General features: G+C 69.3%; 15 protein-coding genes. 8 read left to right on the forward strand and 7 right to left on the reverse strand.

The window, feature by feature from the left end:
- Window positions 1-151 precede the first annotated feature (151 nt).
- From ACXJJ8_RS05035 to recC, 4 genes are all read right to left on the reverse strand, one after another.
- Window positions 152-613, reverse strand: a complete 462-nt coding sequence (locus ACXJJ8_RS05035) for a glycine zipper domain-containing protein (RefSeq protein WP_499027303.1) — start codon at window positions 611-613, stop codon at window positions 152-154.
- A 163-nt stretch (window positions 614-776) separates the two neighbouring features.
- Window positions 777-2,531: an exodeoxyribonuclease V subunit alpha gene (gene recD / locus ACXJJ8_RS05040; protein WP_499027304.1), complete on the reverse strand. Its 1,755-nt coding sequence runs from the start codon at window positions 2,529-2,531 to the stop codon at window positions 777-779.
- Window positions 2,528-6,031, reverse strand: a complete 3,504-nt coding sequence (locus tag ACXJJ8_RS05045; RefSeq protein ID WP_499027305.1) for a UvrD-helicase domain-containing protein — start codon at window positions 6,029-6,031, stop codon at window positions 2,528-2,530. The genes recD and ACXJJ8_RS05045 overlap by 4 nt, the downstream gene beginning before the upstream one ends.
- The gene (recC, locus tag ACXJJ8_RS05050; protein ID WP_499027306.1) at window positions 6,028-9,378 is read right to left on the reverse strand and encodes an exodeoxyribonuclease V subunit gamma; all 3,351 of its coding nucleotides are present in this window, start codon (window positions 9,376-9,378) and stop codon (window positions 6,028-6,030) included. Before recC ends, ACXJJ8_RS05045 begins: the two co-directional genes overlap by 4 nt.
- 8 nt (window positions 9,379-9,386) lie before the next feature.
- Between recC and ACXJJ8_RS05055 the strand changes: the two genes are divergently transcribed.
- The 7 genes from ACXJJ8_RS05055 to ACXJJ8_RS05085 are packed head-to-tail and all read left to right on the forward strand — an operon-like array spanning window position 9,387 to window position 13,789.
- The gene (locus tag ACXJJ8_RS05055) at window positions 9,387-9,581 is read left to right on the forward strand and encodes a hypothetical protein (RefSeq protein ID WP_499027307.1); all 195 of its coding nucleotides are present in this window, start codon (window positions 9,387-9,389) and stop codon (window positions 9,579-9,581) included.
- A gap of 29 nt (window positions 9,582-9,610) precedes the next feature.
- On the forward strand, window positions 9,611-10,372 hold the full coding sequence (locus ACXJJ8_RS05060; protein ID WP_499028576.1) for an ABC transporter ATP-binding protein: 762 nt from the start codon (window positions 9,611-9,613) through the stop codon (window positions 10,370-10,372).
- On the forward strand, window positions 10,372-11,124 hold the full coding sequence (locus ACXJJ8_RS05065; protein WP_499027308.1) for an MlaE family lipid ABC transporter permease subunit: 753 nt from the start codon (window positions 10,372-10,374) through the stop codon (window positions 11,122-11,124). The genes ACXJJ8_RS05060 and ACXJJ8_RS05065 overlap by 1 nt, the downstream gene beginning before the upstream one ends.
- Window positions 11,124-11,648, forward strand: coding sequence for an outer membrane lipid asymmetry maintenance protein MlaD (mlaD, locus tag ACXJJ8_RS05070; protein WP_499027309.1), 525 nt, complete (start codon window positions 11,124-11,126; stop codon window positions 11,646-11,648). Before ACXJJ8_RS05065 ends, mlaD begins: the two co-directional genes overlap by 1 nt.
- Window positions 11,645-12,352 (forward strand): MlaC/ttg2D family ABC transporter substrate-binding protein, encoded by a 708-nt coding sequence (locus tag ACXJJ8_RS05075; protein WP_499027310.1) that lies wholly within the window; start codon window positions 11,645-11,647, stop codon window positions 12,350-12,352. The genes mlaD and ACXJJ8_RS05075 overlap by 4 nt, the downstream gene beginning before the upstream one ends.
- A gap of 4 nt (window positions 12,353-12,356) precedes the next feature.
- Window positions 12,357-12,668, forward strand: a complete 312-nt coding sequence (locus tag ACXJJ8_RS05080; protein ID WP_499027311.1) for an STAS domain-containing protein — start codon at window positions 12,357-12,359, stop codon at window positions 12,666-12,668.
- A 59-nt stretch (window positions 12,669-12,727) separates the two neighbouring features.
- The gene (locus ACXJJ8_RS05085; protein WP_499027313.1) at window positions 12,728-13,789 is read left to right on the forward strand and encodes an MlaA family lipoprotein; all 1,062 of its coding nucleotides are present in this window, start codon (window positions 12,728-12,730) and stop codon (window positions 13,787-13,789) included.
- Here the strand turns inward: ACXJJ8_RS05085 and ACXJJ8_RS05090 are convergent.
- Entirely contained in the window at window positions 13,767-15,032 is a 1,266-nt protein-coding gene (locus ACXJJ8_RS05090; RefSeq protein WP_499027315.1) for a DNA recombination protein RmuC, read from the reverse strand. The two genes, ACXJJ8_RS05085 and ACXJJ8_RS05090, sit on opposite strands and share 23 nt — an antisense overlap.
- A gap of 63 nt (window positions 15,033-15,095) precedes the next feature.
- Complete coding sequence (locus ACXJJ8_RS05095) at window positions 15,096-16,268, reverse strand: class I SAM-dependent rRNA methyltransferase (protein ID WP_499027317.1); 1,173 nt, start codon at window positions 16,266-16,268, stop codon at window positions 15,096-15,098.
- 59 nt (window positions 16,269-16,327) lie between these two features.
- On the opposite strand from ACXJJ8_RS05095, the gene ACXJJ8_RS05100 reads away from it, so the two are divergent.
- On the forward strand, window positions 16,328-17,005 hold the full coding sequence (locus ACXJJ8_RS05100) for a rhomboid family intramembrane serine protease (protein ID WP_499027319.1): 678 nt from the start codon (window positions 16,328-16,330) through the stop codon (window positions 17,003-17,005).
- On the opposite strand, the gene ACXJJ8_RS05105 is transcribed toward ACXJJ8_RS05100, so the two are convergent.
- Window positions 16,945-18,168, reverse strand: coding sequence for a hypothetical protein (locus ACXJJ8_RS05105; protein ID WP_499027322.1), 1,224 nt, complete (start codon window positions 18,166-18,168; stop codon window positions 16,945-16,947). The two genes, ACXJJ8_RS05100 and ACXJJ8_RS05105, sit on opposite strands and share 61 nt — an antisense overlap.
- Between the last annotated feature and the right edge of the window lie 210 nt (window positions 18,169-18,378).

Below are 18,378 nucleotides of genomic sequence, written 5' to 3' on the forward strand. Positions count from 1 at the left end.
CTTCGAAGCTAGGCGGGGTCGCGTTCAATGACGGTGAAACTGCGGCTTCGGCGAGGCGGCAAAGCAAAGGCCGCACGAGGCGGCCCTTGCGTCCGGGTTCCCCCGGCTCGTCTTGCGGCGCGTTCGCACCGCGAGTCCTTTTGCGATGCGATCAGCGACCGTCGTGGTCGGCGTCGCCAGGCATCGCGCGCTCGACGTAATGCCAACCGTCGCGCACCGCGCCCTTCGCTTCACCCCAAGCCAGGCGCGAGTTCGCCTTGCCCGCTTCCCATCCGCGCTGCAGATCCGGTTCGACGTCGTCGAACTTCTGCCCGCGGTACTGGCCGTAGGTGTCGTAGCCGTACTTGTAGGCCGGCTCGTAATCCGACCAGTCGCCGCTCTTGTTGTAGTAGGCGGTGTCGCGGTAGCTGTTCTTCCAGTGGTCGTTGTATTCGGTCGGGTTCACGGCCTCGGCGATCTTGCCGCCAGCCTTCGCACCGAGCACGCCACCAGCGATCGCGCCGACCACGGTGCCGACCGGGCCTGCCGCCGTACCCACGGCCGCACCCGTGACGGCGCCAGTCACTGCGCCCGTACCTTCACCGATGCTGTGGTCCTTCTTGATATCGCTCATCGTTCTTTTGCTCCTGTCGTGGGGGACGCTCGCGCTGTTGGACGCGAGGTCCGCAACTTAGTAACTGCGCGGTGCAGCGACAGTGAAGGCAATGCCTGTTTTGTTGAACCAACGGCAACACATGCGCGCTTGCGTGTTCAGAAAATCCCGCGCAACGAAATCGTCACGCTTTGCGCAAACGCCGCGCCAACCCGGACACGCGTTGCGCGCGAACCGACAACGCTTGTCGCAGCGCGGTTTCCGACGCGCACAGGTGCAAGGCATTGCGCGCGCGCGTGATCGCGGTGTAGACGAGTTCGCGCGAAAGCGTGCGCGCGAACTGCCGGGGCAACTGCAACCAAACGGTGTCGAATTCCGAGCCCTGCGCCTTGTGCACGGTCATCGCGAACGCACCGGCGTGCGCCGGCAGCGCCGCCGGGTGGAACGGCCGCAGGCCTGCTGCAGTGCGGAACCAAACCACGCTCCCGTCTTCGCCGCGCAAGCACAGGCCCAGGTCGCCGTTGAACAGGCCATGGCGATAGCTGTTCTCGGTGATCGCCACCAGCCGCCCGTGGAAATACGGATCGCGCTGCGCGCCGGCGAGCGCTTCCTCGATGCGCGCATTCAATGCCACCGCGCCTTGCGCGCCGTTGCGCAAGGCCGTGAGCAGGCGCGCGCGCTGGGCGAGCGCGAGCGCGTGTTCGATCTCGACCGGCGACGCTGCGTCGACGGCGCCCAGTGCGCGCCACGGCGCCAGCAGGGTGTCGCGCAACTGCGGCGCGAGCGGATCGCTCACCGCTTCGTGGAAGTGGACATCGCGCAGCGCGCCGCCGCGCAGCAACGCCAGGGCGCCGTCCGCATCGCCATCGCGCACCGCGGCGGCGAGCGGCGCCAGGTCGAACGCGTCAGCCTGCCGATACGTATGCGCCAGCGCGACGCGCAAACCCTTGAAGCGGTGCGGCGCGGCGAGCGGGGCGGCCAGCGTTTCGAGCGTGGCGTCGCTCGCGATCCCGACCGTGGCCGCGGCATCGGCGATCGCGGCGAGCACGTCGCCGGCTTCGACCGACGGCAACTGATCGCGATCGCCGAGCAACACCAGGCGCGCGCCATCGGGCACGGCTTCGACGAGCTTGCACATCAGCGGCAGATCGACCATCGAGGCCTCGTCGACGACGATGATGTCGTGCGGCAGCGGCAAGTCGACGCCGTGGCGGAAATGCGGGCGGTCGTGGATCGCGCCGAGCAGGCGATGCAATGTCGAGGCATCGGCAGGCAAGGCATCGCACAGCGCGGCGTCGAGACCGGCTTGGCGCAGGTGCTCGACCGCAAAGCGCAGGCTTTGCGCCATGCGGTCGGCGGCGCGGCCTGTCGGCGCGGCGAGGGCGATGCGCAGCGTGCGGCCAGCGGCTTGCGCCTGCGCGACGGCGAGCAGGAGCATGCGCGCGATCGTGGTCGTCTTGCCCGTGCCCGGGCCGCCGGTGACCAGGAGCAGGGGGTGGCGCAACGCGAGTGCGGCCGCGCGCGCCTGGTGCGCGTCGCGTGCCTGCGCGGGGAAGAGGCGTTCGAAGACCGGCGCGAGCGCGGCGAGTCCATCGGCGTGCAGTTCGGCCGCGGCGATGCGCCGCAATCCTTCCGCAAGCCGCCGTTCGTACTCGCGATAACGGCGCAGGTAAAGCAGGTCGCCTTCGAGCACGAGCGGCGCGGCCGGATCGGCCACTGCATCGGCATCGGGACGTGCGACCCAGCGCGAAGCGACAAGCGCATCGCGCAGGCCCGCATCGCCGTCGAGGTCGAGTGCGGCGTGCCCCTGCGCGATGGCGAACGCGGCGCGCGCGGCGGCATCGATCACGCGCGGGTCGGCGTCGGGCTCGCGCCGCGCGAGAGTCTGCGCGAAGGCATGGTCGAAGGCGCGCGGCAGGTCGTCGCGTTGCGCGTTCATGCGGTCCCTCCGAGCAAGTCGTCGACGGCGTGGATCAGGGCGGCAGGCAAATCCGGCACCACGACGCCACGCTGCGGATCGGTGGCCTCCAGGCCGCGACAGAAGAGATAACGCACGCCACCGAAGGCATCCGTCGCCGCCGCGCGATTCCCCAGGCGCATGCGCAACCACCGATGCACGGCGACGGCGTACAACAGCGCCTGCAGATCGTATTCGCTCGACGCCATCGCCTGCGCCACCGTCGCGGCATCCCATCCCGGCAGGCGATTGGACTTGTAGTCGATGACGTACACGCGACCATCGACGCGATAAGTCAGGTCGATCTTGCCGGTCATCAGGCCGCTGAGTTTCGGCCACGCGCCGAAATCGCGGCGACCCACGGCGATGCCGTGTTGCTGCAACAAGGACAGCAAGGCGGGCGCGTCGGCATCGGCGAGCGTGAAATGGAATTCGAGTTCGGCGATGCGCGCGGACGCAGGCACGTCGCAGAGCCGCACGCCTTCGGGGAGCGGCGCGGTCAGCGTGCGCGCGACCAGCGGTGCGAGTTCGCGCACGCCGGCGTCGAAATCGCTTTCCGGATAATCCTGCGACCGCAATGCCTCCCGCAGGAATGCATGTTGGTCGGCAGGCAGGGCGTCGGGGTCGCGCCAGGCGGCGAAGTCCACGTGTTCCAGCGCGTGATGCAGCGCGTTGCCGAAGCGCGTGCCGGAGAACCGCAGCAATGCCGGATCGATGGTGTCGAACACGGCGAGCGGGCGTTCGTCGTCGGCCGGCGCTTCTTCCGCGAGCGCCTGCGCACCGTGCGCATGTTGGCGATGCAACTGCGAGAAGCTGTGGATCCACCAGTCGCGGCGCAGGCGGCGATGCGGCGTGCGCGGCGCGGGAATCGCGTCGGGGACGGCGGGTGCCAGGCGCGCGTCGTCGCTCGTATTTTCCGGCGCGCGCACGACGATGTTTCCGCCGATCAACTCCGCGCGCGGCAGCGCGCCGCCGAACAAACGCTGCAGGGACGATTGGGCATTCGACGCGAGCGGCCCGGTCGCGAGCCACATCGCATCGCGGGCGCGCGTCAGGCCGACGTACAGCAGCCGCATGTCTTCGGCCGCGTCCTCGCGCTTCGCGGCCTGGCAGGCATCGTCCCACGAGGGCGCGCCCGCATGGCGCTCACGCGTTTTCCACTGGCGCACGCGCTGGCCGGCCTCGTCGTGATATTGCACGACGCGTGCCTTGCCGCCGTTCGCACGACCGATGCCGGCGAAGGGCAGGAAGACCAGCGGGAATTCCAGGCCCTTGCTCTTGTGCAGGGTGAGGATCTGCACGCGGCTGGCGTCGGATTCCAGGTTCGGCCATTGCGTTTCGTCTTCGCGGTCGGCGTGCGCGATGGCGGCGCGCAACCAATCGACCTGGCCCTGCGGGCCGAGGCGGTGCGCTCGCGCCTCCTGCAATTGCTCGCCCAACTGCAACAAGTGCGTGATGCGCCGTTCGCCGTCGGCGAAGGCGAGCATGCGCGCCGCTTCGCGCGCGAGGACATCGGCCAGCATCGGCTGGGGACCGTGCGATTCCCAACGCAGGCGCCAGTCGGCGAGATCCTGCTGCCAGCGGCGGCGCTGGTCGCCGTCGCTTTCGCGCGCCTGCAGTGCGGCGGCGTCGTAACCGAACAACGGCGTCGCGAGCACCGCACGCAGGCGCCGCTCGTCGCCGGGCGTGGACAGCGCGAGCAGCAAGGCGAGCAACTGCTGCGCTTCGTCGGTTTCGTACAGGCTGCCGCGGCCCGCGCTGACGGCCGGGACGCCGAGATGCGTGAGCGCGTCGCGGATCGCGATGCCCTCGCGATGGCTGCGCACGAGGACGGCGCAATCGCGTGCTTCGATCGGCCGCTGCACGGCGCCGTCGTGGCGCATGGCATTGCCGTCGCGCGAGCGCACGAGCAGATCGCGGATCGCACGCGCGCAACTGCCCGCGGCGAGATCGATGGATTCCTGCGCGGTCCATTTGCCGCTCGACTTGGCGGGGAGTTCCTGCACCACGATGGCCGGCGCAGGCGCGCCGTCGATCAACAAGTCCGGATCGCACGCGCGGCCGCCCGGCCGGGTCGGCGCGAATGCAATGCCATCGCCGAGCAGGTCCGCTGGCGCGGCGCCGAACACCGCGTTCACCGCTTCGAGCAAGCAGGGACGCGAACGGAAGTTGCGGTCGAGCGGCGCGGCGAGGGTCGCGGTCGAGCGCGCGTCCAGGTACGTCTGCACGTCGCCGCCGCGGAAACGGTAGATCGCCTGCTTCGGGTCGCCGACGAGCAGCAGGCCGCCTTCGCCGAACAGGCGCGAGAAGATCGCCCATTGGCGCGCGTCGGTGTCCTGGAATTCGTCGACGAGCACGAGGGGGAATTGTTCGTGCAAGGCCTCGACCAGGGTCGTCGCCACGTCCGGCGCCTCCAGCGCGGCGAACACGGCATCGACGAGGTCGTCGAAATCGCGCACGTTCGCATTGCGCTTGATCGCCTGGTCTTCGCGGCGCGCATCGCCGCGCAGGGCGTGCAGCAGGAACAGGTCGACGCCTTCGCTCGCGCACACGAAGGCTTGCACCGCATCGCCGATGGACAGCTGCGGCGCGAGCGCCTGTTTGGTCGGCGGGCAGCACTTCACCAGCCCGGCGGGCGTGAGCGATGCGAGGTCTTCGTGCGGTTGCGGCGCGGCGTCGGATTGCGCGGCGAACCACTGCCAGAGTGCTTCGTATTGCAGGGCTTCCTTGCCCGACTTGAGGATGCGCCTGGTCGAAGCCATCCGCAGGGATTCGAGATCCTGTTCGCCGTGCACGCGAAACTGTTCGCGCAGCGCCCGCCACGCGGCGTCGCGCCGCGCGATCGCGTCCCCCGGCGGCGGTGGCGGGAGTAGCGGTTCGAGCGGCAGCAGGTCGCGCAATGCGTCGGCGAGCCCGTCGACTTCGCGGAATGTGCGCTGCAGGAAGTCCGCGCCCTCGGCGGTGCGTGCATGCGTGCGCCACAGCACGACGGCCAGGCGATCGCGTTGCGCGGCGTTGCCCGGTTCGATGTCGGCGCGCACCAGCGGTTGCCCCGCGAGCAAGGCGTGTTCGGCGAGCAGGCGTTGGCAGAAGCCGTGGATGGTGGTGATCGCGGCGAGGTCGAGATCGCGCACGGCGCGTTGGAGGCGCAGGCGCAGGGAAGGCAGCGGTTCGTCGCGCAGGGCCTCGCGCAACAGGCGCCGCAGGAGCGTCGCCTCCGTATCGTCGCCTTCGTCGTGCGCGTCCTCGCGCCATTCGACCGCGAGTTGCGCGGCGCGCTGCAGGCGCAGCCGCACGCGCTCGTGCAACTCCTGCGTCGCGGCGACGGTGTAGGTCACCGCGAGGATCTGCGGCACTTGCAGGCGCTGCGCGATCACCGCGCGCGCGAACAAGCCTGCGAGCGCGTACGTTTTGCCGGTGCCCGCGCTGGCTTCGACCAGGCTGCGTGCATCGAGCGGCGTGTCGAACACGGTGGCGCTCACGCGTACACCTCCGGGTCGAGCGGCGTGGCGTCGCCGAGCGCACCGAAGAGCGAGACCGACAGCAACTTGAAACGGGTCAGCGACTGCACGTCGTCGTCGAAGAAGGGATCTCGCCCGCGCAGGGCCACGCGCGTCGCCGGAGAGGCTTCCGCGCGGCCGGCACCGTCGAACTGCGTGCCGGTCCAGGTCTCGCGCGCGGACTTGGTCGCCGCATTGATCGCCGCCTCGTCGTACCGGCCATCGAGCTTGCGGACGAAGCAGTGCCCGCTTTTCGGCAGGAAAACCTGCGGTGCCCGCACGGCGGCGTCGTGCCAGCCGAACAGCGAATCGAGCGTCGCAGCGGCGCGTTTCGGCGTCGGCGGCTTGCGCTCGATCCAGGCCGGCGGCGATTCCTTGTTTTCGCGCGCCAGCTCGAAGAACTTGATGCCGGCGACCGCGGCGCACAGGCGCTCCAGCCCGTGTCGCACGGCGTGTCCACCGTGCAGGCCATCGGGCCGCAACACCACGCGCAACATGCCGGGCCGATGCACGCCATCGAGCGTGCCGCGCAGCGCACCGGACGCCGACTCGTGCGCGAACGGCACGCGCGTCGCGCGATCGCCGAAACCCTTGTCGAGCGCCATCTGCGCGAAGGGCGCGATCTCTTCGAGCAGATCGGCCACTTGACCGCGACCGTCCGCACCGGGCGCGATCAGCGCGCGGGCAAGCAAACGCGCGTGCAACGCGTGCGCGTCGGGCCGACCGCTCGCACGCAGCCACGCATCGAACACCGCGTGCCGCAGTGCGTATTGGCCCAGCGCATCGGGCGCGCCGAGCGGTTCGTGCTCCGCCAGCGGCGCTTCGTCCTCGGGCAAGCGCAACAGCAGGCCTTCCTGCAGATACACCGCGTGCGGCCGCATCATCGAACGGCGCAGGCGATCGAGCGACAGCGCGCCGCGCTCGGCGTCCGACGGCGGCAACCACAGCGTGGGCGGCGCGAAGACCGGCGCGTCGTCGACGCCCGCGGTTTCTTCGGAGGCGGCGCGCCAGCGTGCGTCGTAGCTGAAGCGGCGCGGCTCGGCCTGCCCACCGGCGTGCGCGGCACCGAAGGCCGCGGGCGCGAAGGGTTGCAATGCGTGTCGCACGACGAGGGATTCGCGCGCGTGGTCGGCGTCGCCTGCGTGGTACGCGGCCGCGGCATCGAGCAATTCGGCGACCAACGTCGAAGGTTCGCGCCGGCTGTTGTCGCGCGGATCCATGCCGCACCAACTGAGCGACAACACGCGGCCGGCGGACGCGAACAGCTGCAGGAACAGATAGCGGTCGGCATCGCGCCGCGAGGGATCGCCCTTGCGGCGATCGGCCGTGCCGAGCGCGTTGGCGATGCGGTTGATGGGGTCGCGGCCTTCGCGGGCGGGGAATGCGTCTGCGTCCATGCCGAGCAGGCAAGTGACGCGGAAGGGGATCAGGCGCATCGGCACCATGCGGCCGAAGCAGATGCCGCCGGAGAGGAAGGGTGCGCGCGCATCGGCCTGGCCGAGTTCGCCGCGCAATTGCTCGAGAACGACGGCGTGCTCCACCGGCGTGTCGTATTGCGCGCGCGCCGCGCCGTCGGCGAAGCGGCCGATGGCATCGCGCAGGCGGCGCAGGATGGCCGCATCGCTGCTGTCGCGCGCCGGCGCGAAGGCGTCGTCGAGCAGGCGCTGCAACAGCGTCGCCCAAACCGCGGGCGGGTGCGGGCCGGCGAGGCGCGAACGCAGCTCGCGCAGCATCGCGACGAACTGCAGCAAGGCGTCGAGCGCTTCGGCGGCCTGGCCTTCGAGCTCGGGCCAGGGCGCGACACCGGCGATGTCTTCATCGTCGCCGCTCGCATATCCCAACAACAAGCGGTCGATCGCGAACTCGATGGTGAACGCGTCGCCGTCGGCGCCGTGGCGCGCGCGATCGACGGCGTCCAGGCCCCAGCGCGCGCCGGCGTTTTCGAGCCAATCCTGCACGCGCATGCGGTCGGCATCCTCCAAGCAGAAGCGCGCGGCGATCGCGGGCACGGCGAGCAGGTCGAGCAGGTCGGCGAGCGATGGCGCGTGCAGCGGCAATTCGAGCAAGCGCAGGAATGCCTCCGCGACCGGCGCGCTCGCCAGCGGGCTCGTATCGGCGATCGTGTACGGCAACTCGCGCGACGTGCCGAGCGCACCGCCGAAGACCGCCTCGATGTGCGGCGCGTACGCATCGATGTCCGGTGCGAGCACGGCGATGTCGCGCGGTTGCAGGTCCGGTTGCGTTTCGAGCAGCGCGCGCAGTTGGTCGTGCAGCACCTGCACTTCGCGCAGGCGCGTGTGGCAGGCATGGAATTGCAGGCTCGCGTCGCGCACGTCGACTTGCGCGCGTGGCCATTGGGCGTCGTTGTTCGCGTGCAGCGGCGCGCGGTTGTCGAGCAGGTCGGCCTGCATGCGGCCGAGCAGCGTGTCGCGCGCGGGTTGGACGAACGGCGCGACATCGAACGACGGCGATGCGATTTCGCCACCGACGAGCATCGCGACGAAATCGCGGCCGGCCTGGCCCCAGGCGGCGAGCAGTGGATTGGGGGGCGTGTCGTTCGCGGCGAGGTAGGCCTCGTCGGTGGTCGGCGTATACGCGGACCAGCGGGCGAGGTCGCCCCAGAATCCGCGCGCGGGCGAATGGAGGAAGAAATGCTGCGTGCCGGCGCGCGACTGGCTGGCGATCACTTGCAGGACGTCGGGCGAAACGTTCTGGCACGCGAACACGAACAGGCGCGGCGGCAGGCCCTGCGGCGCTTCATCGCTCTCGGGACCGAAGCGGGCGAGGAAGTCGCCGATGCGCCGCGCGCGGTGCGCCTTGTCGCGGGCGATCGCGCGCCACAGCGTCGCTTCCCAATCGTCCTTCGGCGCGCGGCGCTCCCAGGACAGCAGCCAGTCGCGGCGCCAGGCCTGGTACTTCTCGTAGGTGTCGGACAGGGCGTTGGCGAGCGACCAGGTCTTGCGCGGATCGGCGTCGGCGAGGAAGCGTTCCAGCGCAGGCGGCGGGTGGCGTTGCAGTTCGCGCAGGGCGTGCCAGCGCAGGGTGTCGGGTTCCAGGCGGTCGGCCGCGGGTGCGGGGCCGAGGTTGGCATCCAGCGCGAGGTCGACGTATTCGCCCGGCGTGAGGAAGCGCAGGTTCGCGCAGATGCCGGCCTGTTCGGCCAGCGCCTGCTGCAACCACCGGCGCATGGAGAACTGGGGGACGAGGACGATGTCGGGGCGTAGCCAGTCACCGTCGGCGGGCAGGCGCGCGACTTCGGCGGCGAGCACCCCGGCGAGCACGTCGAGGGCGTTGCCGTGGTAGAGGCGGAAGTCGGGGCGTCCTTGCATGTCGCGACATGATGCCGGAGGGCGTCGCAATCTCCGAGATTGCCGCGCCGATGCTGTCGATCGTCGCCGGCGGTGCGACAATTCGCGGCTCTCCCATTCAGCAAGCGCAAGCCCGCTACGCTGCCATTCAGTGCCAAATGGCGAAGCTGCGCCGCTTTCGCCCCCGGCTTTGGCCATTTCAGGCAGCGATCCCGACCGCGTGAACACGACCCCCGACCAATCCGCCGTACGCATGTCCGGCCTCCGCCTCGAACGCGGCGGGCGGGTGGTGCTGCGCGATGTCGACCTCGCGGTCCCGCGCGGCAGCGTGACGGCCGTGCTCGGCCCGTCGGGCAGTGGCAAGTCCACGCTGCTGGCCGCGCTCACGGGCGAACTGCTGCCGGCCGCCGGGCGCGTCGAAGTGTTCGGCGAAGAAGTCCCGCGTGCGCAGAAGGCCTTGCTGACGATGCGCAAGCGCGTCGGCGTGCTGTTGCAGGGCAACGGGTTGCTCACCGACCTCACGGCCGCCGAGAACGTCGCGCTGCCGCTGCGCACGCACACCGACCTGCCCGACGCGGTGATCCGCCGCCTGGTCGAAATGAAGCTGCACGCCGTGGGGCTGCGCGCGGCGGTCGACCTGTTCCCGCGCGAACTGTCCGGGGGCATGGCACGGCGCGTTGCGCTGGCCCGTGCGCTGGCGCTGGATCCGCCGCTGATGATCTACGACGAACCGCTGACGGGCCTGGATCCCATCGCGAGCGGCGTGGTCATGAGCCTGGTGCGTCGCCTGAACGACACGCTCGGCCTGACCAGCATCGTCGTCACGCACCACGTGCACGAGACGATGCCGGTCGCCGACCACGCGATCGTAATCGCCAACGGCGGCATCGTGTTCTCCGGCACGCCGGCGGAACTGGATGCGTCGCGCGATCCGCTGGTGCGCCAGTTCCTCGAAGGCCAGCCGGACGGTCCGATCCCATTCGACACCACGGCGCGCGCGCCGGAGGCCGCCTGATGCCCTTCGTCGCCGCCACGCGCGCCCTCGGCGCCGCGGGCCTGTTCTCGTTGTCGGTGTTGCGCGCTTCGAAGCCGACGCGGGATTTCTTCGCCGAACTCACGCGCGAGATCTACAAGATCGGCGCGCGCTCGTTGCCGATCATTGCGGCGGGCGGTGCGTTCGTGGGCCTGTCGGTGACCTTGCTCGGTTATCGCGCGCTGGAAACCTACGGTGCGACCGGCCAGGTGAGTGCGCTGCTCGGCCTGGGCCTGTATCGCGAGCTCGGGCCGGTGCTGACGGCGCTGCTGTTCGTCGGGCGCGCGGGATCGTCGATCGCCGCCGAACTGGGGCTGATGCGCGCGACCGACCAGATCACCGCGCTCGGCCTGATGGCGATCGACCCGGTCGCCAAGACCGTCGCGCCGCGCTTCTGGGCCGCGGTGCTGTGCGTGCCGCTGCTCACGGGCTTCTTCATCAGCCTGGCGATCGCGGCCGGTTACTTCGAAGCCGTGCACGTGATCGGCATCGACGGCGGCACGTTCTGGCAGACGATGAAGGACAGCGTCGATTTCCATGACGACTTCCTCGTCGCCTTCATCAAGGCCGCGATCTTCGGCGGCGTGTCGGCGCTGGTGGCCTCGTACGTGGGCTTCCACGCCGAGCCGACCATCGAAGGCACGTCGGTGGCCACCACGCGCGCGGTCGTCAACGCATCGCTGCTGGTGCTGATGTTCAATTTCGTCCTTTCCGCCCTGCTGTTCAGGAGTTGATGGCCATGCGTGGTCCCCGTCTCGAATTCGCGGTCGGCGCGTTCCTGCTGCTTGCCCTCGCGAGCCTGCTGGTCCTCGCGATCGCCTCCACCAACAACAAGTGGGGCTTCGGAGGCGATACATATCCGCTGAAGGCGCGCTTCTCCACGATCGGGCAGTTGCGGGTCGCCGCACCCGTGAAGATCGGCGGCGTGGTCGTCGGTTCGGTATCCGACATCGGGCTGGATCCGCAGCGCTTCGATTCGGTCGTCACCCTCTCGATCGACGGCCGCTACAAGGATCTGCCGGCGGATACGTCTGCGGGCATCTTCACCAGCGGCCTGCTGGGCGAGGCCTACGTGGGCCTGGCGCCGGGCGGAGATGTCGAAACCCTGAAGCCCGGCGACGAGATCGCCTTGACGCAGTCGGCCGTCGACCTCATGCAGTTGGTCGGCAAGTACATGTTCTCCGGTGGCGACAAGCCCGCCGGTTCGGCGCCTGCCGCGCCCACCACGTCCGCTACCCCCACGGAAACCACCCCATGAAGCGAAACCAGACCGCCGTCCGCGTGTCACAGCGCGGCCTGCTCCGCCAGGCGCTTGCCGCCTCCGCCCTCGCTGTCGCGCTTGCCGCGGCCGCGCCGTCGATCGTGCACGCGCAGGCCGCCGCGAAGCCGGCCGCTGCGCCTGCCGCACAGGGCGGCCAGCCGAGCCAGCTGGTGCTCACCAATGCCACGCGGATCGTCGCCACGCTCGAAAAGCGCCGCGACGAGTTCATGAAAAACCGCCCGGCGCTCGACAAGTTCGTCGCCACCGAATTCACCCAGATGTTCGACCGCGACTACGCCGGGCGCCTGGTGCTCGGCCGCCACGGCCGCGGCGCGTCGGATGCCGACGTCAAGCTGTTCGCCGACGCGCTGTCGGACAGCCTGATGTCGCGCTACGGCTCGGCGCTGCTGGCCTTCGACAAGGGCCTGAAGATCCGCGTCAAGAGCGAGACGCCGCTGCGTGGCGGCGCGATGGTGCGCGTGTCCAGCGAGTTCGTCCGCGCCAACGGGCAGGGCACGCCGGTCGATTACCTGATGCACAAGGTCGGCGCGGACTGGAAAGTGTTCGACGTGATGGTCGAAGGCGTGTCGTTCGTGCAGACCTTCCGCACGCAGTTCGACGGGCCGCTGCAAGCCAAGGGCATCAAGCAGGTCGCCGCCGACCTGCGCGCCGGCAAGATGCAGGCGCAGGCCTCGCAGTAGTCCGATGAACGACGCCCGCCGCAACTCCGCCTCCCCGCTCGCCGTCGCCCGCGACGGCGACACGCTGGTCTTCTCCGGCGCACTGGTGCGTGCGTCGGTGGCGGCGGCGTGGTTGCAGGTGAACAAGACGCTTGCAGGCGTGCGTCGCCTCGATCTGCGCGGCGTGACCATCGTCGACAGCGCCGGCGTGGCGCTTCTCGCCGAACTCGCGGGCCGCGCGGGACATGGTGTCGCCATCGAAGGCCGCCCGCCGGGCCTGGACGAGCTCCAGGCCGCTTACCGGCTGGATGGATCGCTGGCCTTTGCCAACGCCTGACCCGTATTCAGGACACTTCGTCCCGAACGGCCCGCACTTTCCCCATTTACAATTTCGGCATGGATCGCCCCCTCGCTTCGATTTCAGCGCTGCTCGCCGGCGCCCTGCTCGCGCTCGGCGCGCCGATCGCGTTCGCCCAGGAAGCGGCCATGCCGGGGCCGACGCTTGAGGCACCCGTGGAGGTCGCAGCGCCCGCAACATCGGCGGCGCCCGCCGAGGTTGCGGTTCCGACCACGACCGCCCCGCCGGTTGCGATCGACGTCCCCGCCGCATCGACTTCCGTGGCGCCCGCCGCGATCGACGTTCCATCCGCATCGACGAGCGCTGAACCGCAAACCGCCGAAGCCCCGACCGCCGCCGAAGAAGACTTCGTGTCCATCTACGGCGACGGCGCGTTGCCCACGGCTGCGGAGCTCCCGCAGGCCTACGACCCGTGGGAACCCTTCAATCGCAAGATGCACACCTTCAACAACGCGATCGATCGCATCATCGCCAAGCCGTTGGCGAAGACGTACGTCAAGGTGGTGCCGCGCCCCGTGCGCTTGGGCGTCAGCAATTTCTTCTCGAATCTCTACCAGCCCCTGAGTGCGCTCAACAGCCTGCTGCAGGGCAAGCCGAAACAGGCGGGCCAGGCGATGGGCCGCTTCGCGCTGAACGTCACGCTCGGCGTCGGTGGCATCTTCGACCCCGCCTCGGACGCGAAGCTCCCGCGCATCAGCGAGGATTTCGGCCAGACGCTAGGCGTATGGGGTTGGAAGCAATCGCGCTATGTCGAGCTGCCGTTGTTCGGGCCGCGCACGGTGCGCGACATCTTCGGCATGGCCGGCGATGCGCCGTTCGGGCTGCTGCGTGGCGTGGAAGAAGACAAGATCCGCATCTTCGTGCAGGGGCTGCAGCTGGTCGACGTGCGAACGCAACTGCTGGCGGTCGATGCGATGCGCGAAGGCGCCGCGGACGACTACGCGCTCGTGCGCGATGCGTGGTTGCAGCGCCGCGATTACCAGATCTTCGGCGACCGCAACCTGGACGAAGACCGGTCGTTGCCCGACTACCTGCGGGAAGAAAACAACCCGACCGTGCCGATGGACGCGATCCCGGTCACGCCGATGGATGGCGGCTGAGGGCTGCGTCCTCGAGGTCTTCCGGTTCCAGGTCCGCCGGTAGTTTCTTCTTTCCCTTGACGCCCATTTCCGCGAGCCGGCGCGCGCGCGGAATCACGGCCTGCGGCGATTCCTCCAGGCGATTGCGCGCTGCGCGATAAGCCTTCTGCGCGTTTTCCAGCTCGGCGCCCACCGACGTGAAGTCGGCCAGGAAGGCGATCACCGAATCGAGCAGGTGGCCGCCGGTCTCGCTGATCTTCATCGCCTGCTTCTGCAGCTTGTCGCGCGTCCACAGGCGATCGGCGACGCGGAGCATCGCCATCAGCGTGTTCGGCGAGGCGAACACGACGCCCTTTTCGAACGCATCGGTCTGCAGGCGGTCGTCGAACCCGAGCGCCGCGGAGAGCGCGCCTTCGATCGGCACGAATGCGATGGTCACGGCGAGCGCGGTTTCTCCGACCGCCGCCGGATAGTTGCGATCGGCCAGGTCGCGCACGTGCTGGCGCAGCGCGGTGGCATGCCGCCGCATCGCTTCGGCCTGCACCTCCGGCGCATCGGCGTTGACCGCTTCCTGCCACGCGATGAGGTTGACCTTGCTGTCGACGACGATGCGGCGATCGTCCGGCAAGCGCACGATCACGTCGGGGCGCAGGCGGCGGCCGTCGGCGTCGGTGCTCGATTGCTGGCGGTCGAAGTGCACGCCCTCTTCCAGGCCCGAGGAACGCAGCACGCTTTCGAGCATGAGTTCGCCCCAGTCGCCACGGACCTTCGCGTTGCCCTTCAGCGCGCGCGTGAGCGAATCGGCCTTCGCGGCCATGTCCTGGTTGAGCGTCTTGAGTTCCTGCACGGCGCCGAGCAGCGAGGCGCGTTCCTTCGCTTCGTCGCCGTAGACGGTGTCCACGCGCTTGCGGAATTCGCCGAGTTGGTCGGCGAAGGGCTTGAGCAGCAATTCGATGTCCGACTTCGATTGGCCGGTGGCCTGCCGCACGTTGTGTTCGAACTGCTGGCCGCGTTCCTGGAAGGCCTTGCCGGCCAGTTCGGTGAAGCGCGCGGAGAGTTGTTCCTGTGCGGCGCGCACGAAGCCTTCGGTTTCGGCGCGGGCGCGACGTGCTTCGTCGGCTTCGGCGCGGGCACGTTCGACGGCGATCGCGTCGTCGCGGCTGCGTTCGCGAAAGGCGTCGATTTCCTTGCGACGCAGTGCGAATCCGACCGCGAGCCCCACCGCCAGCGCCAGGACGCAGCTCAGGATCAGGGTGGCGGTCATTGGCGATCTCCGGTCGGGCGTGTGCAGTGTATGCGCTGCGTGGTTCTCAGCGCCTGCGACGACTCAATCCAGCACGCGGCAAAAGACGGCCTTCAGATAGCGCGATTCCTGCGCCTGCGCAAGGAACGGATGGTCGGGGCCCGCGCCGGAGATCTTCAACACCTGCACGGTGCGGCCGGCATAGAACGCGGCGCGGCGCAGCATGTCGAGAAATTGTTCCTCGCTTACAAGGCCCGTACAGGAGAAGGTGGCGAACAACCCGCCCGGCTTCACCACGCCCAGCGCGAGCTTGTTCATGTCGAGGTATTTCTTGAGCGCCGGGATCACCTGCTCGCGGTCGCGCGTCATCTTCGCCGGGTCGAGGATCACCACGTCGAAGCGTTCGCCGTTGTTTCCCGCATCGCGCAGCCACGGGAAGATGTCGGCCTGCACGAAGCGCGGGCGCACGTTGTTCAGTTTCGCGTTGCCCTTCGCGATTTCGATGACGTCGTTGTCGATGTCGATGCCGACGACTTCGGCCGCACCGCGCGCCGCCGCGTACACCGCGAAGCCGCCGGTGTTGCAGCACAGGTCGAGGACGCGCTGGCCTTCGCACAGGTGCGAGAGCCATTCGCGGTTGTCGCGCTGGTCGGCGAAGAAACCGGTCTTGTGCGCGCCCGCGGGATCGGCGCGGAACCTGATGCCGTGTTCGGTGATGATCGCCGGCTTGGCCGGTTCCGAGCCGCGGAAGTCGAAGGACTCCTGTTTCTGCACGTGTTCGTCGGCGGAGGCGTGGAAACGACAACCGGGGAAATGTTCGCGCAGCGCCTCGTAGATCCACTCCCGATGGCGAAACATGCCGGCGCTGAAGAATTCGACGACGAGCAGGTCGGCGTAACGGTCGACCACCAGCCCGCTCAGGCCGTCGCCTTCGGAATGCACGACGCGCCAGGCGTCGCTCACCTTGTCGAGCTGCAGGACCTCGCGGCGCAGGCGCACCGCTTCGCCGATCTTGCGCGTGAACCAGCCCGCGTCGACTTCGATCGCCGGATCGGATTCGAGGATCCGCACCGCGATGCGCGAGTGGCCGTTGTAGAAGCCCCGGCCGATCCACTCGCCTTCCACGCCGACCACGTCGACGATGCTGCCCGGCTTGGGCCGCACGGCGGGCTTTTCGACGAGTTTCTGGAAGATCCAGGGATGCGAGGACCGCCAGGCATTGCGCAGGCGGACGGTAGTGGGGGCGAGAGCGTCCATCCGCCGCATTTTACGCGCCGCGCCCTTGTGCCAACGCAATCCGGCGCCATTCCTCGTTCATGCACCTGCCCACCGACGCGCTTCCCGACGACCTTCACGCCCAACGGCTGCGCGACAAGCGACGCCTGCAGCGCGCGGTGACGTGGACCCTGGCCTCCGCATTCGCGCTCTCGGTCGTGTACGCCTGCCAGGGCTTCCTGCCCGTCGATGCACTCGCGGTGACGCCGGGCACGGCGGCCGGCTGGCTCGGCGTTCTCACCGCGCCCTTGTTGCATGGTTCGCCCGATCACCTGCTCTCGAACATCGCCGCGCTGCTGCTCCTCGGCGCGCTGGCCGGCAGCGTGTATCCGCGTGCGACGGTGCGCGCGGTGCCCATCGCGTGGATCGGTTCCGGCGTGGCGGCCTGGTTTCTCGGCGAAACCGGGTCGCACCACCTCGGCGCGAGCGGCGTGTTGCAGGGGCTGGCCTACCTGGTTGCGACGCTCGGCCTGCTGCGGCGCGATCGTGCGTCCGTCGCCGCGGCGATGATCGCGTTCGTGTTCTCCGGCGGCATGCTCGTGACGGTGTTGCCGCACGATCCGACGATTTCCTGGCAATCGCACCTGGGCGGCGCGCTCGGCGGGATCGCGGCGGCGATCGCGTTCCGCCACGCGGATCCGCCGGCGCCGCGGCAGCGTTACAGCTGGGAAGACGAATCCGAAGAGCCCGTGGAGCCCGACTCCCCGAGCTCGATGTAGCCCGTCGGCACTAGCGCGGTGGCGAGCATCACCGCGTTGATGTCCTCGTGCGTGCGCCACTGCGGATCGCGGCTGTGTTCCACTTCGCACCAGGTCTGCGTGAGCGTGCGCGCGAGCGGGACCTGCGCGATGAGCTGATCTAGCGCGTTGCGCAAATTCGGTTGCGCATCCAGCGACGCGGCGTCGCGTTCGAGCACGCACCACAGGCGCGTGACTGCCTGCAGTCCGATCGCCAGGCCCAGTTCGCGGAAGGCCAGGCGATGCGCGAGCGGCCGCGCGAAGGGTTGCGTCGCCAGATAGCGCGCCAAACCATTCGCCGCCGCGCCCGCCACCAGGCCCAGCAGCGGGTTGTCGCCGGGCCGCACGCGCAGCAATTGCGCGAGGCGATAGGCATCGACGAGCAAGCCGCCGATGCCGAGCGGATCGTCGGTGAGCAGGTTGGTGCCCGCGACGATCGCCGCCATCTCGCGCAGTTCGACGTCGAGGTCGGGCCCGTGTCCCACGCGCGCCGCGGGACGATGCGCGCGCAGTTGCAAGTCGGTGATCAGGCCGTCGAGTGGATCGTGCTGGCCCATCGTGGCCACCAGCGGCGCCGATAGATCGATGCGCATCTTCCAGTACATGCGCATCGGCGCGCCGGGCGCTGGCGTGTAGGTGAAAGCGCGGTGCGCGGTTTGCGCAAGCTCGCGCGCCCAGCGGCCCGCGTCGGCTTGCCCGGTCTGGCGCGCGAATTGGTCGAGCGCATGCATCCAGCGGGTTAGGTAATGGAAGTATTGGCCGTCGCGCTCCCATTCCAGCTCGGCGTCGAACGGTGCATCGGCTGCGCGCTCGCCCAGCGGTTTGCCGATGCGCAGCCCGCCGCGCGTGGGATGCACGCGCGCGGTTTCCGCATCCATGCCGCCGATCCATCCGGTGCGCGCGTCGTCGGGGCGATGGCGGGCGAGGATCGAATGGACCTGTTCGATAAGGCGCTCGGCGCAATCGGGCTCATCGAGCGCGAGGAAATTGCAGACGGCAAACGCATCGGTCCACAGGTAGCGCTGCGGTGGCGCGTGGCCGATCACGCCGGTCCGTTGCGCGAATGCGCGCATGAGCGCAGCGGCCGTCCGATGCGCCTCGCCGGTGCCGGGGTCGACGGATTTTCGAGCCGAAAACGGGGCCATGTGCGGATGATCGGGCCGCGTTCGCTGCCGTTTCGTGAAAAGTGGCGTTCAGTTTCCCGAACGCGCCAGTGCCTGCCGGGTCGTTTGAGACCGTGATGACCCGGACCCCGCCCGGGCGACCGGTTGGCGCCAGAATCGCCCTTTCACCCGATTTTCGCGCCGGGATCATGGTTCCGGCCCGAGCATCGGCCCAAGATCGCAAACGCCTTG

The organism is Lysobacter sp. P5_C4 (genome assembly GCF_054049695.1).

What these genes read in the sequence shown, in the direction of transcription:
- ACXJJ8_RS05035 (WP_499027303.1), bottom strand. Translation starts at nt 613, where the DNA reads ATGAGCGATATCAAGAAGGACCACAGCATCGGTGAAGGTACGGGCGCA.
- recD (WP_499027304.1), bottom strand. Translation starts at nt 2,531, where the DNA reads ATGAACGCGCAACGCGACGACCTGCCGCGCGCCTTCGACCATGCCTTC.
- recC (WP_499027306.1), bottom strand. Translation starts at nt 9,378, where the DNA reads ATGCAAGGACGCCCCGACTTCCGCCTCTACCACGGCAACGCCCTCGAC.
- ACXJJ8_RS05055 (WP_499027307.1), top strand. Translation starts at nt 9,387, where the DNA reads ATGATGCCGGAGGGCGTCGCAATCTCCGAGATTGCCGCGCCGATGCTG.
- ACXJJ8_RS05060 (WP_499028576.1), top strand. Translation starts at nt 9,611, where the DNA reads ATGTCCGGCCTCCGCCTCGAACGCGGCGGGCGGGTGGTGCTGCGCGAT.
- ACXJJ8_RS05065 (WP_499027308.1), top strand. Translation starts at nt 10,372, where the DNA reads ATGCCCTTCGTCGCCGCCACGCGCGCCCTCGGCGCCGCGGGCCTGTTC.
- mlaD (WP_499027309.1), top strand. Translation starts at nt 11,124, where the DNA reads ATGGCCATGCGTGGTCCCCGTCTCGAATTCGCGGTCGGCGCGTTCCTG.
- ACXJJ8_RS05075 (WP_499027310.1), top strand. Translation starts at nt 11,645, where the DNA reads ATGAAGCGAAACCAGACCGCCGTCCGCGTGTCACAGCGCGGCCTGCTC.
- ACXJJ8_RS05080 (WP_499027311.1), top strand. Translation starts at nt 12,357, where the DNA reads ATGAACGACGCCCGCCGCAACTCCGCCTCCCCGCTCGCCGTCGCCCGC.
- ACXJJ8_RS05085 (WP_499027313.1), top strand. Translation starts at nt 12,728, where the DNA reads ATGGATCGCCCCCTCGCTTCGATTTCAGCGCTGCTCGCCGGCGCCCTG.
- ACXJJ8_RS05090 (WP_499027315.1), bottom strand. Translation starts at nt 15,032, where the DNA reads ATGACCGCCACCCTGATCCTGAGCTGCGTCCTGGCGCTGGCGGTGGGG.
- ACXJJ8_RS05095 (WP_499027317.1), bottom strand. Translation starts at nt 16,268, where the DNA reads ATGGACGCTCTCGCCCCCACTACCGTCCGCCTGCGCAATGCCTGGCGG.
- ACXJJ8_RS05100 (WP_499027319.1), top strand. Translation starts at nt 16,328, where the DNA reads ATGCACCTGCCCACCGACGCGCTTCCCGACGACCTTCACGCCCAACGG.
- ACXJJ8_RS05105 (WP_499027322.1), bottom strand. Translation starts at nt 18,168, where the DNA reads ATGGCCCCGTTTTCGGCTCGAAAATCCGTCGACCCCGGCACCGGCGAG.